At 55.0% G+C, this 16,587-nt stretch carries 12 protein-coding genes and 1 pseudogene; 7 read left to right on the forward strand and 6 right to left on the reverse strand.

Annotated elements, in window-relative coordinates; translation table 11 throughout:
• Positions 1-39: 39 nt before the first annotated feature.
• Positions 40-1,482 carry a PLP-dependent aminotransferase family protein gene (locus D9980_RS14150; RefSeq protein ID WP_121607634.1) on the reverse strand — a complete coding sequence of 481 codons (1,443 nt, stop codon included), beginning with the start codon at positions 1,480-1,482 and terminating at the stop codon, positions 40-42.
• Between the two features lie 468 nt (positions 1,483-1,950).
• Here D9980_RS14150 and D9980_RS14155 point away from each other — a divergent pair, with 468 nt between their 5' ends.
• The 5 genes and pseudogenes from D9980_RS14155 (at position 1,951) to nrdF (ending at position 6,388) form a co-directional block, all read left to right on the forward strand.
• Positions 1,951-2,382, forward strand: coding sequence for a carboxymuconolactone decarboxylase family protein (locus tag D9980_RS14155; RefSeq protein WP_121607635.1), 432 nt, complete (start codon positions 1,951-1,953; stop codon positions 2,380-2,382).
• Between the two features lie 266 nt (positions 2,383-2,648).
• Positions 2,649-2,885 (forward strand): glutaredoxin-like protein NrdH, encoded by a 237-nt coding sequence (gene nrdH, locus D9980_RS14160; RefSeq protein ID WP_024484825.1) that lies wholly within the window; start codon positions 2,649-2,651, stop codon positions 2,883-2,885.
• 8 nt (positions 2,886-2,893) lie between these two features.
• A complete protein-coding gene (gene nrdI / locus D9980_RS14165; protein ID WP_024484826.1) occupies positions 2,894-3,295 on the forward strand; it encodes a class Ib ribonucleoside-diphosphate reductase assembly flavoprotein NrdI in 402 nt (133 codons plus the stop codon).
• A pseudogene (nrdE, locus tag D9980_RS14170) lies at positions 3,277-5,420 on the forward strand (class 1b ribonucleoside-diphosphate reductase subunit alpha). The gene nrdI and the pseudogene nrdE overlap by 19 nt, the downstream one beginning before the upstream one ends.
• Before the next feature lie 8 nt (positions 5,421-5,428).
• On the forward strand, positions 5,429-6,388 hold the full coding sequence (nrdF, locus tag D9980_RS14175) for a class 1b ribonucleoside-diphosphate reductase subunit beta (protein WP_024484828.1): 960 nt from the start codon (positions 5,429-5,431) through the stop codon (positions 6,386-6,388).
• A 66-nt stretch (positions 6,389-6,454) separates the two neighbouring features.
• Here the strand turns inward: nrdF and D9980_RS14180 are convergent, their stop codons facing one another.
• The gene (locus D9980_RS14180) at positions 6,455-7,807 is read right to left on the reverse strand and encodes a 2-hydroxycarboxylate transporter family protein (RefSeq protein WP_121607636.1); all 1,353 of its coding nucleotides are present in this window, start codon (positions 7,805-7,807) and stop codon (positions 6,455-6,457) included.
• Between the two features lie 343 nt (positions 7,808-8,150).
• Between D9980_RS14180 and D9980_RS14185 the strand changes: the two genes are divergently transcribed.
• A complete protein-coding gene (locus D9980_RS14185) occupies positions 8,151-9,743 on the forward strand; it encodes a sensor histidine kinase (RefSeq protein WP_121607637.1) in 1,593 nt (530 codons plus the stop codon).
• A 17-nt stretch (positions 9,744-9,760) separates the two neighbouring features.
• Complete coding sequence (locus D9980_RS14190; RefSeq protein WP_121607638.1) at positions 9,761-10,447, forward strand: response regulator; 687 nt, start codon at positions 9,761-9,763, stop codon at positions 10,445-10,447.
• A gap of 128 nt (positions 10,448-10,575) precedes the next feature.
• On the opposite strand, the gene ompL is transcribed toward D9980_RS14190, so the two are convergent.
• From ompL to D9980_RS14210, 4 genes are all read right to left on the reverse strand, one after another.
• Positions 10,576-11,295 carry a porin OmpL gene (ompL, locus tag D9980_RS14195; protein ID WP_121607639.1) on the reverse strand — a complete coding sequence of 240 codons (720 nt, stop codon included), beginning with the start codon at positions 11,293-11,295 and terminating at the stop codon, positions 10,576-10,578.
• A 104-nt stretch (positions 11,296-11,399) separates the two neighbouring features.
• Positions 11,400-12,836 (reverse strand): MFS transporter, encoded by a 1,437-nt coding sequence (locus D9980_RS14200; RefSeq protein WP_121607640.1) that lies wholly within the window; start codon positions 12,834-12,836, stop codon positions 11,400-11,402.
• Positions 12,837-13,042: 206 nt separating this feature from the next.
• A complete protein-coding gene (locus tag D9980_RS14205; RefSeq protein ID WP_024484834.1) occupies positions 13,043-14,440 on the reverse strand; it encodes an MFS transporter in 1,398 nt (465 codons plus the stop codon).
• A gap of 80 nt (positions 14,441-14,520) precedes the next feature.
• Positions 14,521-16,548, reverse strand: coding sequence for an alpha-glucosidase (locus D9980_RS14210; protein WP_121607641.1), 2,028 nt, complete (start codon positions 16,546-16,548; stop codon positions 14,521-14,523).
• Positions 16,549-16,587: the final 39 nt, after the last annotated feature.

Consider the following 16,587-nt stretch of genomic DNA (forward strand, 5'->3'; position numbering starts at 1 on the left):
ACAGATGTGCGTCTGGCCCACGGTTTTCCGTGGGCCGCTTTATTTTCCGCTCTCGATAATTGCCGCCAGCCGGTCCACCGCGCGCTCTGCTTCGCTATAGCTGGTAAAGTTGCCAAAGCCCATCAATAAGCCATTATCGGCAGGCGAAGACATCTGCCAATCCGACAATGCCTGTATCGACAACCCTTGTTGCCAGGCTCTCTTGGCCAGCTCACTGTCATTGAGCCCTGCCTTCAAATGAGCCAACATCTGGATGCCCCCGGCCTGTGGTGCCACCGTCAAATAGTCTGCAAGCCGCTGTGTCAGGGCCTGCACCAACCATGCGCGCCGCTGGCGATACAGCAACCGCATGCGCTTTAGATGGCGGTAAAAATGCCCTCCGGTGATAAAATCGGCCACTCCGGCTTGCAGTAACGGTGGGCAACCACAGCCTCGCAGCTGACTACAGCGCTCAAAAGCCGCCGTCTGCTCTGCGGGCACCACCAGATAGGCCATGCGTAACGCCGGAAACAGGGTTTTGCTGAAGGTCCCGGCGTACAGCACCCGCCCCTGACGGTCGAGGCTTTTTAGCGGCGGCAAGGGTTTGCCGTAGTAGCGGCATTCGCTGTCGTAATCGTCTTCGATGATCCAGGCCGAGTGACGGGTTGCCCAATCCAGCAGCGCCATACGCCGGGCCAGGCTGAGGGTAACGCCCAGCGGGCTTTGGTGAGTCGGCGTCAGCACCGCCATGCGGGCGTCTGGCCGGGTGGCAATACCGGCGTCAATATCCATCCCTTCCTCATCAACCGGCACTGGGACAATTTGCATTCCGGCGGCGCTAAACAGCGGCTGGGTAACCGGATAACCAGGGTCTTCCAGCCAGACCGCCTCTCCCGGCTGCAACAACGCGTTGATCACCAGCTCTATCAAAGCCTGATAACCCGCACAGATAAATACCTGCTCCGGCCGACAAACAATGCCACGGGAAAGGTGGAGGTAATGGACGATTGCCTCGCGCAGTTCCGGCAGGCCATTAGGTGGTGGGTGTGCCAGTGCGGCCATCGTAGTGCCACGCAACTGTCGGGCAACGATGCGCTGCCATACCGCCCGTGGGAAGGCATCCAACGCGGGCAGACCAAGCTGGAAAGGCTGAGTCGGCCCAGCGGGATGAGACTGAAATGCGGAAGGTGCCGGAGTCGCCAAAGGGGGAGCCGCTGAGAGCTCGGCGCGCTCAGGCATTTTCAGCAACTGGGAGGAGACATAGGTTCCCGCCTGGCCCCGGCTTTGCAGAAAACCTTCGGCAACCAGCGCAGCGTAGGCATTCTCAACCGTCGCACGTGCTACCCCCAGATCGCTAGCCAAGCCGCGTACCGAAGGTAAACGGCTGTTGGCCATCAGGGTGCCCTGCACGATAGCGTCTTTAATCCGCAGATAGATCTGTCGGTATAGGGGCTCGGCCTGTTGGTGGTCCAGCCGCAGGGTAGCAAAAATATGGCGTGTCATGGCTTAATCCCCCTCACCCTAACCCTCTCCCACAGGGCTGTCTCTTATACACATCTCAAGTTGCGGTCAAATGGCCGTAATTTGAGAAACATAGCAGGCTGATTTTAAAGAGAATTTTTCCGAGTGCCCTATTGATTCGCTTGAAATAATTCCCATAAAAAACAGTAATATGCCGAGTTGTGTATAAGAGACAGCCCACAGGGAGAGGGGACATACCGTGCCACAAATGACCACCTGCGCCCAACGGCGACTCCGGACTGGCTCCCTCTCCCCACACAAGTGTTCGTGACGAACCTCGAACCGTACATTGGGAGAGGGTTGGGGTGAGGGGAAAATGGGCCGTCTGAATTGATGAGCACTACGTGTCATGGCCTGGTTAAATAATCATTTTATGGCTCTATAGCATAGACCATATCGCGGCTAAAGTAGCGCCATACATTGGTTACGTCATTAATCCGAGGTTTGAACATGATCAAGCAACGTTTGCAGTACGCCGAACTGTCACCGGCCCCTTATAAAGCCATGGTGAGCGCATTGGGCGGGTTAGAAAAAGGCACGCTGGATAAAGCGATCATTGAGCTGATGTTTATGCGCGTTTCGCAGATCAACGGCTGCGCTTTCTGCCTGGATATGCACGGCAAGGCGCTGCGTGCAGGGGGAGCGAGCCACGCCAAGCTGGATACGCTGGCCGGCTGGCGCGTCAGCCATGAATTCAGCGAGGCAGAACGTGCCGCGTTGGAATGGGCCGAAGCGGTCACCCTGATTGCGGCAACCGGCGCACCGGACAGCGCTTTTGACGCCCTGAAAGCCCATTTCAGCGATGCCGAAATCAGCGACCTGACCTTTGCCATCAGCATTATGAACGCCTTTAACCGCCTGGCAGTCAGCATGCGGCAGTAATTTTGCTGGCCGGGGCAACCCGGCCTGCTCGATCCGCATCGCAAAAAATATTTCCCCATCGCTTTTCCAGCCTCGGCGCGGCCTGCGCACCAAAAACCGAAAAACACCACATATAGTGATGTTGATAATATAAATATCAACATATAGTATTCATTCATCCGCACAGGGGGAAACGCTTGGGTTGGTGACGCCGTCAGAAACGCCCTATCATGCTCAACTTTCTGACTTATCCGCCTTTCCTTCAATACAAAAGGTAAATGCGAATCATGAGTATTATTATTTACACTAAACCAGATTGTGTCCAGTGCAATGCCACCTACCGTGCCCTGGATAGACAAGGGATCGACTATCGCGTGGTCGATCTGACCCAGGATCAGCAAGCGCTGAACCACGTTAAATCACTGGGCTATCAGCAGGTTCCGGTGATTATTGCCGGTGACGATCACTGGTCTGGTTTCCGCCCGGACAAGATCGGCGCGTTAGCTAACGCCCTAACCTCCTGAGGTGTGCCATGGATCCGCTGGTCTACTTCTCCAGCAGTTCGGAGAACACCCACAGATTCGTTGAGAAGCTGGCACTGCCAGCGATACGCATCCCGATCGCTGGCAGTAAAAAAGTACTGATGGATCACCCTTATATCCTGATCGTGCCCAGTTATGGCGGTGGCAGCAGCGTCGGTGCCGTACCGATCCAGGTGATCCGTTTTCTCAATGATCCGCAAAATCGCGGTTACCTGCGTGGTGTGATTGCCGCAGGTAACACCAATTTCGGCGCAGCGTATGGCATCGCCGGTGACATCATCGCCAAAAAATGCCAGGTACCGGTGCTTTATCGTTTTGAGCTACTCGGCACTACACAAGACGTCGCTATCGTTCAACAGGGAGTCACCGCATTTTGGCAACGACAGAACTGACCAGGCCCGCCAGCGCCACGCTGGATTACCATTCGCTCAACGCGATGCTCAACCTTTACGACGCCGAAGGGCGCATCCAGTTCGATAAGGATCGGCTGGCCGCCAGGCAATACTTTTTGCAGCACGTTAACCAAAACACCGTGTTCTTCCACAACCTGGCGGAAAAATTGCGCTATCTGGTGGATGAGGGATATTACGAAGCGGCGGTGCTGGAGCAGTATGAGTTCGCCTTTATCAAGCAGCTGTTCCAACAGGCTTATGCCAAGAAATTCCGCTTCGAGACCTTCCTCGGCGCCTTCAAGTATTACACCAGCTATACGCTGAAAACCTTCGATGGCCAGCGCTATCTGGAACGCTATGAAGACCGGGTGTGCATGGTGGCGTTGCGGCTGGCAGCGGGTGATACCGCTCTGGCGCAGGATCTGGTGGAAGAGATCATCTCCGGGCGCTTCCAACCCGCGACGCCCACCTTCCTCAACTGCGGCAAACAGCAGCGTGGCGAGCTGGTTTCCTGCTTCTTGCTGCGTATTGAAGACAATATGGAGTCGATTGGCCGTGCGGTGAATTCGGCGCTGCAACTCTCCAAACGCGGCGGTGGTGTGGCCTTTCTGCTGAGCAATATCCGCGAGGTTGGTGCGCCAATCAAGCGCATTGAGAACCAGTCTTCCGGGGTGATCCCGATAATGAAAATGCTGGAAGATGCCTTTTCTTACGCCAATCAGCTGGGGGCACGTCAAGGGGCCGGGGCGGTGTATCTGCACGCCCATCACCCCGATATTCTGCGCTTCCTGGATACCAAGCGGGAAAATGCCGACGAAAAAATCCGCATCAAAACCCTGTCGCTGGGGGTGGTGATCCCGGATATCACCTTCGAGCTGGCAAAGAATAACGAAGAGATGTACCTGTTCTCTCCTTACGACGTGCAGCAGGTGTATGGCGTGCCGCTGTCTGAGATTAGCGTCAGCGAAAAATACCGTGAGATGGTGGATGACAAGCGCATCCGCAAATCCCGCATCAACGCCCGTGAGTTTTTCCAACTGCTGGCGGAGATCCAGTTCGAATCCGGTTATCCGTACATGATGTTTGAAGATACGGTCAACCGCAGCAATCCGATCGCCGGGCGCATTAATATGAGCAACCTGTGCTCGGAGATCCTGCAGGTCAACAGCGCCAGCCGTTATCATCAGGATCTGAGCTATGCCGAGATCGGCAAAGATATCTCCTGCAACCTGGGTTCGCTGAACATTGCCAAAGTCATGGATGCCCCGATTTCGGCAAGGCGGTGGAAACCGCGATCTACGGGCTGACGGCGGTAGCGGATATGAGCGATATCGGCTCGGTGCCGTCTATCGCCGCCGGGAATCAGGCCTCCCATGCCATCGGCCTCGGCCAGATGAATCTGCACGGCTATCTGGCGCGCGAACGCATCTTCTACGGTTCGGACGAAGGGATCGATTTCACCAATATCTATTTCTACACCGTGACCTACCACGCCCTGCTCGCCTCCAACCGGCTGGCAATAACGCGCGGCAGCAGTTTTACCGGTTTCGAGGACTCCACCTACGCCAGCGGAGAGTATTTCAGCAAATACATCGAGCAGGCGTGGCAGCCAAAAACCGCACGGGTGCGTGAGCTGTTCGCCAACGCCAATATCGCCATACCTGGGCGTGAGGAATGGTTGGCATTGCGCGCTGCGGTGATGATGCACGGGCTGTATAACCAGAACCTGCAGGCGGTGCCGCCTACCGGCTCCATCTCCTACATCAATAACTCGACCTCCAGCATCCATCCGATCGTCTCACGCATCGAGATCCGCAAGGAGGGCAAGATTGGCCGGGTCTATTACCCTGCCCCTTACATGACCAACGACAACCTGGAGTATTACCAGGACGCCTACGAAATTGGCCCGGAAAAGATCATCGATACCTACGCCGCCGCCACGCAGCATGTGGATCAGGGGCTGTCGCTGACGCTGTTCTTCCGCGATACCGCCACCACCCGCGATATTAACCGCGCGCAAATCTACGCCTGGCGTAAAGGTATCAAGACCATTTATTACATCCGCCTGCGCCAGATGGCGTTGGAAGGGACTGAGGTGCAGGGCTGCGTGTCCTGCGCGCTGTGAGGAAAATTATGACAATGCGACGAGTGCAGGCCATCAACTGGAACAAGATTGATGACGACAAGGATCTGGAGGTGTGGAACCGCCTGACCAGCAACTTCTGGCTGCCGGAAAAGGTGCCGCTGTCGAACGATATTCCGTCCTGGGCCACGCTGAGCGCCAAGGAGCAACAGCTTACCATCCGCGTATTTACCGGGCTGACGCTGCTGGATACCATCCAGAATACCGTTGGCGCTCCGGCGCTGATCGCCGATTCCATCACCCCGCACGAAGAGGCGGTGTATTCCAACATCAGCTTTATGGAGGCGGTACACGCCCGTTCCTACAGTTCGATATTCTCCACCCTATGCCAAACCCGGGATGTCGATGAGGCTTACCGTTGGAGTGAGGAAAACGCCACGCTGCAGAAAAAAGCCAGCATCATTCTGGCGCACTATCGCAGCGACGATCCGCTGTTGAAAAAGGTCGCCAGCGTGTTTCTGGAGTCGTTCCTGTTCTATTCCGGCTTTTACCTGCCCATGTACTGGTCGAGCCGGGCCAAGCTGACCAACACCGCCGATCTGATCCGCCTGATCATTCGCGACGAGGCGGTGCATGGCTACTATATCGGTTACAAGTTCCAGAAAGGCCTTGAGCAGGCCAGCCCGGCCCGCCGCCAGCAGGTGAAGAACTTTGCCTTCGATTTGTTGCAGGATCTGTACGACAACGAGGTGCGTTATACCGAAGAGCTCTACGACGGAGTGGGCTGGACGGAAGAGGTCAAAACCTTCCTGCACTATAACGCCAACAAGGCGCTGATGAATCTGGGCTACGAGGCGCTGTTCCCACCGGCAATGGCACAAGTGGATCCGGCGATCCTGTCGGCGCTGTCCCCTAACGCCGATGAGAACCACGATTTCTTCTCCGGTTCCGGCTCTTCCTACGTAATGGGCAAAGCGGTGAATACCGAGGATGAGGACTGGGCGTTCTAAATGCCTGACGCCATCTAGCATAAAAAAAGCCCCGCATCCTCGCGGGGCAAATCGGCAACACACTACTCAATAGAAATGCGACAGCACCAGCAGCGACAGCGAAACGTTGATCGCCCCGCCGATGCGCGTTGCGATCTGGGCAAAGGGCATCAGCGACATCCGGTTGCCCGCCGTCAGGATCGCCACGTCACCGGTTCCGCCTTGCCCGCTCTGGCAGCAGGAAACAATGGCCACGTCGATCGGATGCATACCGATCTTCTTGCCAACCAGGAAACCAGTGGCCACCAGCGTGCTTACCGTGGCAACGATCACAATCAGGTTCTGCACGGTGAAGGCATCCACCAGCTCTTGCCACGGCGTGATGGCTACGCCCACGGCAAACAGGATCGGGTAGGTGACGGCAGTGCGGAAGAATTTATACACCACCTGCGATCCTTGCTGAATGCGTGGCGAAACGCCATGTGCCAACTTCACCGCCACTGCGGCAAACAGCATCCCCACCGGGGCCGGCAAGCCGATCAGCCGGTGTAACAACATGCCCACCATATACAGCAGGATGGCCAGCAGCGCGCCGCAGGCGATAGTAGCGACATCCACGTTACCGCTCAGTTTCTCCGTTGCTGCGACCTCGGTATCGCCCTGCTTGTTCGGCATCAGGCTACCTTCGCCGGTAAGATGTGGATAGCGTTTCCCCAATTGGTTCAGCAGGCCAGCAATCACGATCGCCGTCAGGCTGCCTAACATTACGATCGGCAGGATACGCCCCAAGGCCACGCCCTGCTCCATATGCAAAATGGCGGCATAGCCCATCGATAATGGGATCGCCCCTTCCCCCACGCCCCCTGCCATGATCGGCAGGATCAGGAAGAAGAAGATCTGGAACGGATCCAGGCCCAACGCCATGCCCACCGCCATCCCGACCAGCATACCGGCCACTTCACCGCACAACATCGGCACAAAGATACGCAGGAAGCCCTGGATCAGCACCTGGCGGTTCATGCTCATAATGCTGCCGACGATGATGCAGCAGATATAGAGATAAAGAATATTGGTCGACTTGTAGAATTTGGTGGTGGATTCAACCACCACGTCCGGCAGCAAACCATAGTGCACCAGTGCGGACGGAATAAAGGTGGCGCAGATGGCGGCAGCCCCCATTTTCCCCACCAGCGGCAGGCGTTTGCCGAACTCACCGCAGGCAAAGCCGAAGAACGCCAGCGTCGCCACCATCACCACGATATCGCTGGGTAATTTCCCTGCCAGGCAATCGAGCAGGATCAGCACTCCGGCCAGCACGAAGAAGGGCAGCGGTATAATCCCTATTTTGTAATTATCCAGAATATGCCACCACTTCTCACGCAGCGGAATATCGGCAGTTTTATCTTTGGCAACGAGGTAGGAATCATCGGTTGTGCTCATAATCTGGCCTCTTATTGTTTGTTCGGCCATCATAGAGAAACGCTTGGAGTCACCGCTGTGATTTTGTTCAAAATAAAAAAGGGTTTTTAATGGGGGTTATGGTTTCTATGGTGTTAATACCCTTTATGTAAAATAGCCCGTGGAGTTAATGGCGTTAATAATAGGCTTATTTTAAGTTTTACTGATTTTATCGCACGTTCAGTGTTCACTACGCCGCTGTGCAATATTCCTCCTTACAATAAAGCCGTGCCGATGCTCACAACTTGATCTTGGGCAATATTACTTCAAGGGCGACTCATGATAGGGTAGTCACCCAAACAGACACCAGGATCCGCGGCAAACCATGCACATCAAACTCTCTTTTCATATCAAACTGTTCCTGTGCCTGGTCGCCTTTTCCTGCGTGTTGCTGACGCTGATCGGGGTTTACACTTACTACAAACTGGATGCGCAGTTGCACCGGGATCTGGGTGCCCGTGCCCAAGTGCAGGCACGTGAAATTGCGCTGATCCCCTCCCTGGTCACCGCAGTTGAAAATAACGATACGCAATACATTGCCGCGCTGATGAAAAAAATCCGCGCCAGCAGCGATGCCAGCTATATTGTGATCGGTGATAGCCATACCATGCACCTTTACCATTCCGAACATGCCGATCGTTTGGGAACCCCCATGGTGGGGGGCGATAATAAAGAGGTGCTGGAAGGAAAAAGTATTATCTCGATCCGCAATGGGGGGATCGGTATTTCATTACGCAGCAAGGCACCGATTGTCGATGGCAATAATCAGGTGATCGGTATTGTTTCCGTCGGTTATCTTAAATCCCATATCGACAGTTTAAATGCCCATACGCTGACCCAGATCGTGGCCTCGATCGTCTTGCTATTGATGGCGCTGTTTATCTTTTCCTGGCTGTTATCGAAGAACCTGAAACGCCAGATGTTTTCATTAGAGCCGAAAGAGATCGCGCTGCTGGTGCGCCAGCAAAAAGCCCTGCTGGAAGCCATCTATGAAGGGGTGATCGCCATAGACCCGCAACTGCGCATCATCACGATTAACCACGCCGCGCGTGAGCTGCTGGATTTGCGCCAACCGGCCAATAATCTGTTGGGCCAGCACATCGGTGAGATCATCCAGTCGCAGCCCGATTTCTTTGCCGCAGCGCAACTGGGGCACGACACCCATGATGAGGTGTGCCGTTTCAACCATGTGCGAGTGATTGCCAGCCGGGTGCGGATCATGCAGGAAGAGGAGCTACAGGGCTGGGTGATCAGTTTCCGCGACAAGAACGACATCAACACCCTCAGCAGCCAGCTTAGCCAAGTAAAACGCTATGCCGATAACCTGCGCATCATGCGCCACGAACAGCTGAACTGGACGGCCACGCTCGCCGGATTACTGCATATGCAACGTTATGACGAAGCCATCCGCTATGTGGAAGCCCAGTCGGAAGGCGCACAGGAGATCCTCGATTTTATTTCCCAGCGCTTCAGCTCCGCCGCGTTGTGTGGCCTGCTGTTGGGCAAATACTCCAGCGCGAGAGAAAAAGGCATCGAGCTCCGTTTCGATCCCGCTTGCCAACTGCGCCAAATCCCCGCCGCGCTGAATGAAACCGAGCTGATGTCGATTATTGGCAACCTGCTGGATAACGCGTTCGATGCTACGCTGCAATGCGCGGCGCCGCACGAAGCGGTAGAACTCTATATCAATGACAGCAGCAACGAGCTGGTGATCGAAGTTGCCGATCGCGGCACCGGGATTGCACCGCAGGTTCGTGATACGCTGTTTGAACAAGGCGTGACAACCAAAGATAAGGGCGACCACGGTATCGGCCTGCACCTGGTGGCTAGCCACGTCGCTCAGGCGCATGGCAGCATCGAAGTGTCGGACAACGATCCGCACGGCGCCATTTTCTCGCTGTTTATCCCCAAAGCTTAAGCACCCGGATCCGACCTATGCAACCTGAGACACTGGACGTTCTGATCGTGGAAGACGAGCCGCAACTGGCCACGCTGCACGCCGAATTTCTTGAGAAAAATTTCAACCTGCGGGTGGTGGCCTATGCCGCTACCCTGGCGGAAGCCAGAGCAAAAGTGAATGCTCACCAGCCCCGACTGATCCTGCTGGACAACTTTCTGCCAGACGGCCAGGGAATTGCGCTAATGGAAGAAGCCGCGGTGAAAAAGCCCGGTTGCTCGGTGATTTTTATCACCGCCGCCAGCGACATGAATACCTGTAGCCAGGCGATCCGCAATGGGGCCTTCGACTACATCATCAAACCGGTATCCTATAAGCGGCTGCGCAATTCACTGGAACGCTTTATGCAGTTTGTGCAGACCCAGCGCACCTTCAAGGTCATCGACCAGAGCAGCGTCGATGCGTTGTATAACCTGCAGTCCAAGCAGTTTTCCAACGAGCCCAGTGCCAAAGGGATTGAAACCATCACCCTGGAGTTGGTGCAGGCGTTGTTCATCGAGCAGCCGGAAGTAGCCCACGCGGTGGAAGACGTGGTGGCACATGCCGGCATTAGCAAAACCACCGCACGCCGCTATCTGGAATACTGCGTAGCAACCCAGTTTGTACAAGTCGAAATGCTCTACGGTAATATCGGTCATCCGCGCCGTTTATACCGCAAGGCTTAGGCTGACATCTGCCTGTCACATTGCGGGACTATAATGGCTCCTAGATATCCCCTTCGATATCGGCATCAATGTTACATTCAGCTCTTTTTACCCGGCCAAGACTTGGCCGGATTTTTTATTTGTGTGGTTTAAAAGGTATACCGTAACCCTACGCGGATACGATACTGCTCCTTATTATAATCGTTCCAACGGTCCAGCCATTGCAGCTCCAGATAGGGCATCCAATGGGTATCTATTTTATAGCTGAACTTATTGGTGATCTCCCAATGGTGGCTCTTGCCATTTTTGCTGTTAAAATCGTTTACCCGGATAAAGTAATGTGGCTCGAAGGTATAATTTAACTCATCGCTGAGCTTAAAGTTCCAGTAGTTGGCAATTTCATGGGTATCATTACGCGCCGGATTGCCGTTAAAATCGATGGAATCATAGTTATTATGGTTATAGCGATAACGCACGGTCAGGTTGAAAAACGGCAGGAATTTATAGTTGTTGTCCAGGTAGATGGCACCGCCGGATCCCGCACTGCTCGAGTTGACCAACCCGCCAGGGGACACCGTCCATTTATCCGTTGGCCGGAACAATGGATACCACCCCTCAAGCTCGTTATAGCTGTGCTTGAGCTGATCAAACTTGCCAATGTTATAGGCGTTGGTGGCCATCACACCGGCTCCACCATCAAAATTATAGCCGCCGCGCAGGATGATTTCGTTTAATTCAGAGGCGGTATTATAAGCCTCACGAGTTTCCAGATAGGCACGTCCGGCCTGAGCGCTGGCTGAGGCAAACAACGCCGCTACCAGTAGTATCGTATTGGTTTTATTGCTGCTAGAACCCCAGAGAGTAGGCATGGTTGAGTTTCCTTGTGAAATTGATCCTGATAAAAGCATGCGAAAATCCCGCCGCCATGCCGTTAGGCATGACAGCTGTGCGTTATTATTGGTAATACCCTGGCTTAGACTTCTTTGATTATTGTCGTATTGATTGCCGGATGAAGCTCGGCCTGTTCGTCACGGTTTCCTTTTTTGTTATTAATCTCGGTGATGATTTGCATAAATAACTGCTCATTTAACTTATAGAAAAACCCCATCATGACGGCGGCAACCATCGCCAATACGCAGGGATAAATAAAGATTAACTCGCGCAGGCCTTTCAGCACCGAGGCAGACTGCTCAATATTCGGAATATAGCCGATCTGCGTCAGCATAATGCCGGGTAACAATCCGGCTAGTGCGGCGGAGATCTTGCGTGAAAAGGTATAGCCGGTATACACCGAGCCTTCCGCGCGGATGCCGGTTTTCCATTCGCCGTAATCAACGGTATCGGGCACCAGAGCCCAGTTCAGGCTGTTGACGAAGGCCGTCCCGAAGAAGGCCATGCAGGAGAACGCTACGAAAGAGAGCGAGCTGTCGCCCCAGGCGTAGTTACACAGATCGCCCAGGCACCACAGCAACAGGCCACCAAGGTAGACCCGCTTTTTGCCAAAACGCTTCACCGCCGCTGGCACCATCAGCACGCCAATCAGAATGCAGCCCATGCTGAAAAAACCCATATAGGGCAGCAAATGGATATCGTGCAACACGTATTGGGTGTAATAGACCTGGATCGCCAGCTTGATATTAAACGCCGCCAGCGTACACAGGTTGGCAATGCACAGCACCAGCAACGGTGGGTTTTGGAAAATGGCGCGGAAGGATTTGAAGATGCCAGGTTTATGATGTGCCGGTACCACGTCAACGTAGCGCTCTTTGACCCCGCCATGGCACCACCACATGCAAAACACGCCACAGGTCGCAAACACTACCGCGGCAACCAGATAGCCCATCTCCGGACGTGAAGTAAACAGCATCTGGATCGGGACAAAGCCCACGGTGCATAACAGCAGCCCCAGCGTTGCACCTCCCTGCCGCCAAGCGGCCAGCTGCGCGCGCTCCTGCGGGTTTTTGGTCATGGCTGGCACCATCGCCCCATAGGAGCAGTTCATCAGACTGTAGAACAGGCCGAACAGCATAAACAGCACGGTAGCCAGGACGGTTTTGGTATTCAGGCTGAACCCGCTATTGAGGAAGTTGGCCACGGCCAGCAAAGCCACCGGTAGCGAGGCATAGAAGATAAACGGCCTGAACTTGCCTTTGGCACCGATATTTCGCCGCGAATCCAGCAGGACGCCAGTCAACATATCGGTGAAGGCGGTAAAGAATTTGGCGATCAAAAAGATCACGCCGCCGTAGATGGCGGGCAACCCCAGAATATCGGTATAGAACTTCAGCAAATACAGGGTACCGATACACAGCATCAGGTTGGAACCGAAGTCTCCCATGCCGTAGGCAAACTTTTCGCGCAGCGGCAACCGCAGCGTAACGGGATCTTGGTAGGATAAAGAGTTGGCCATCTGGCAGATCCTTATTATTGTCTTAACCCTTAAATACCCGTCGTCTTTCAAGCCGCAGCGTTGTTACCTGCACTATCTCACCCCAGTCACTTACCCAAAAGTAAGCTCCTGGGGATGAGATAGCTTGTCGCCTAGCTGCAACTTGAAATCCATAGGGTATTTCTGCTGCAAGAATGATCAGCCATAAACGGGTTGGTTTTATCTGTTTACATAGCCGGGCTTACCACCCGCTTGCGCTCTTCCAGCTCACCGACGATCTTGAGATAGTTCTTCTCCGTCAGGTGATAGAACAGCCCCATAGTCAATGCGGTCAGCACGGCCAGGCCACACGGATAGAGGAAGATCAGCTGCCGCAAGCCTTCCAGCGTGCCAGGCCCCTGCGCCACGTTGGGAACATAGCCGATATACGCCAGCATCACGCCAGGGAAGAAGCCCGCCAGCCCTTGGGAAACCTTGCGAAAGAATGTAAAACCGGTATAAACCGTGCCTTCCGAACGCACGCCGGTTTTCCACTCACCGTATTCCACGGTATCCGATACCAGCGCCCAGTTGAGGCTGTTGACGAAGGCCGTCCCGAAGAACGCCAGGCAAGAGAACAGCACAAACAGCGTGGAGGTATTGCCCCACATATAGTTCATGGCATCGCCCAGGATCCACAGCGACAGGCCGCCAAGATAGACGTTTTTCTTGCCAAAGCGTTTCACCACCGTCGGAACCAGCAGTACCCCAAGCAGGATGCAGCCCATGCTGAAGAAACCCATATAGGACAGCAGGGTGATATCGTTGAGGACGTATTGGGTGTAGTAAATCTGGATCGCCAGCTTGATGTTGAAGCCCGCCAGCGTGCACAGGTTGGCCACGCACAGCACAAACAGCGGTTTATTACCGGCGATCGCCTTGAAGGACTGCAACAGACCCGGCTTGGGTGCGCCCGGTTTCGGGATCTCGACATAACGCTCTTTGACGCCGGAATAGCACCACCACATGCACAGCATGCCGACGAAGGCGAAGATAGCCGCCCCCACCAGATAACCCACCTGTGGGCGCCCGTCAAACAGCGACAGGATCGGCACAAACGCTACGGTACACAACAACAGACCCACCGTCGCCCCGCCCTGCCGCCAGGCAGCCAGTTGCGCACGTTCCTGCGGGTTTTTGGTCATCGCTGGCACCATCGCGCCGTAGGAGCAGTTCATCATGCTGAAGAATAGCCCGAACGCCATAAAGATCAGCGTGGCGATCACTGTTTTAACGGTGACATCAAACGAGGCGCCAACGCCGATAAAGTTGGCCACCACCAGCAACGCCACCGGCATTGAGGCATAAAGGATAAATGGCCGGAATTTGCCTTTGGGGCCAATATTGCGCCGGGAATCGAGCATCAGCCCGGTGCCCATGTCGGTAAAGGCAGTAAAGAAACGCGAGATGAGAAAGATCAGCCCGCCCCACGCAGCGGGGATCCCCAACACGTCGGTATAAAATTTCAGCAGATACAGCGTGCCGACACACAACAGCAGGTTGGAACCGACATCGCCCATGCCATAGGCGAATTTCTCGCGCAGGGGCAATATCAGCTTCACCGGATCCTGGTTAGCTTCACTCATGGTGATTCTCCTTGGAAAACACCTATTCCCAGAGATAGCCGCCCTTGCCGGTTGGGCAACGGGCGGCTGACAGTTGGTGATTACAGCGTGCGTAGCGAGGCAAACAACTCCGCCCACTCGCTATCCGCCCGATAGAACACCGGCGGTTGGCCCATTGGTGCTGCTATCGTCACCTCGGCCCCTCCGCTATGCCGTTCACCGGTCCACAGGTTGATCCAGCTATCCTGCGGCAGGTAGAGCGTCCAGTCGGTACGCCCTTCTTCATGCACCGGGGCCACCAGCAGATCACGGCCAAACAGGTATTGGTATTTCAGGCTGTAGGTGTGAGCATCGTCTTCATAATGCAGGAACAGCGGGCGCATCACCGGTAAGCCGGACTGCGCATTGAGCGCCACCGCCTGCTTGATATACGGCTTGAGGGAGGTGAATACCTGGCTCATGCGGGCAAACTGACGGATGGTTTCCACGTCATGATCGAACTGCCAGTTATCATCCGGGCGGTTGCCTTCGTGGGTACGCATCATCGGCGTGAAAGCGCAGAACTCACACCAGCGCATCAGCAGTTCTTTGCTGCGTTTCATCTCAAACAGCGTGGTGTAACCGCCAATATCGCTGTGGTGCAGACCGTGGCCAGTCATCGCCAACGATAGCGCCGCCGGGATCACCGAAGCCAGGCCGTCGTCCAGGCTCCAATCCACGTTCTGATCGCCCGCCCACATCATCACCGAATACTTCTGGCTGCCGGTATAGCCCGCGCGCATAAAGAACAGGATCTCGCCCAGCTTGCCGCATTCTTCCAGCGCATCGTAGTTGCACTTGGCCCACAGCGCTGGCCAGGCGTTATGCATGATTTCCGCATCGATGCCGTTATGCAAAACGGTATCGGTCGGCAGATATTCGCCGAAGTCCGCCATCCAGCCGTCGAGGCCAAACTCGATCAGGTTCTTTTTGATGACGTTCTTGTACCAGTCATAGGCTTCGGGCTTGGTAAGATCGACTACGCCAGCATAAAACTCGCCAAATTCGACCTGATAATCTTTACCATCGTAATCCTTGGTCAGATAGCCTTTTTCTGCCGCTTCGGCATACAGCTCTTTCTCGATGGCCACGTAAGGGTTGATGTACCCCAGAAAATGTACCCCCTCCTTCTTCCACTGCGGGATGCGTTTATCCAGCTCCGGATACAGCTCACTGTCCCAGCGCCAGTTCCACATCAGGCGTTTGCCAAAAGAGGTGATCCGCCGTCCTTCCCAGTCCTGCGCCCAAATCCCGCTGACCTTGACACCGTGCTCGCGCATCACGTCCAGCTTCTGTTGGCAGACCTCGGTACCGCCCTGAATGCCCAGGATGACGCCGTCATACACCCAGTCCGGCAGTTCTGGCTGGCGGCCAAGCAACGCGGTCAGCTTTTCCAGCAGGCTGATGTAGCTGTCGGCGCAGTCAAAGCGCAACACCGCCTGATCCTGCCAGATCGCCAACTCATGGAACTCTGGGGCAGAAAAATCGAAGTTCATGTAGCAGCTGTTTTCTACGTGGCAGTAATACTTCTGGCTGCTGACAAACGTCGGCTGCGGGAAGAAGGTCCAGTAGTAATCACCACCGGCATTCTCCTGGCAGTCTGCCTGCCAGGTAACGTAGGTCTGCTTGTTACGGCCAACCCCCTGCTCACTGGTCCATAACGGGAAAGGCTTGCCGCGCAGGTCGAAGTAGGAAAACTGTTCACCGCAGCCATAAACGTGATCTTCCTGCTGGGCAGCCAGGCGCAGCCACATACGGTTGTTCTGCCCGTCGCTGTTGCGCAGCTGCATTTCCAACCGCCCTTGCGCATCGGTAGTGATTGCCAGCGTGCACTGGGCCACATCGCCCCGGCTAAAGCGGATCAGCCAGCCTTTGCCCTGCGGGACGATCTGGGTTTCGGTCAGCGCCAGTTTTTCACTGAGCTGGTCTTTAATGCTGAAGTTGCCGCGGAACATCTCAATATCCGCCTTGCCGCGCCCAATCCACAGGCACGGAGCTGCAGCCGAGTGCTGTATCAGCACCCGCTGCTGAAAGGTCAACGTAAATCCACCTGCGTGTTGCGTAAGTTCCAAGCCTTGCTGAGAAGCCATGATCCATTCTCCAAAAGGTTAAATGCCGTATTTTTCCAA

Origin of the sequence: Serratia sp. 3ACOL1, assembly GCF_003668775.1 — a bacterium.
GTDB classification, from domain to species: Bacteria; Pseudomonadota; Gammaproteobacteria; order Enterobacterales; family Enterobacteriaceae; genus Chania; species Chania fonticola.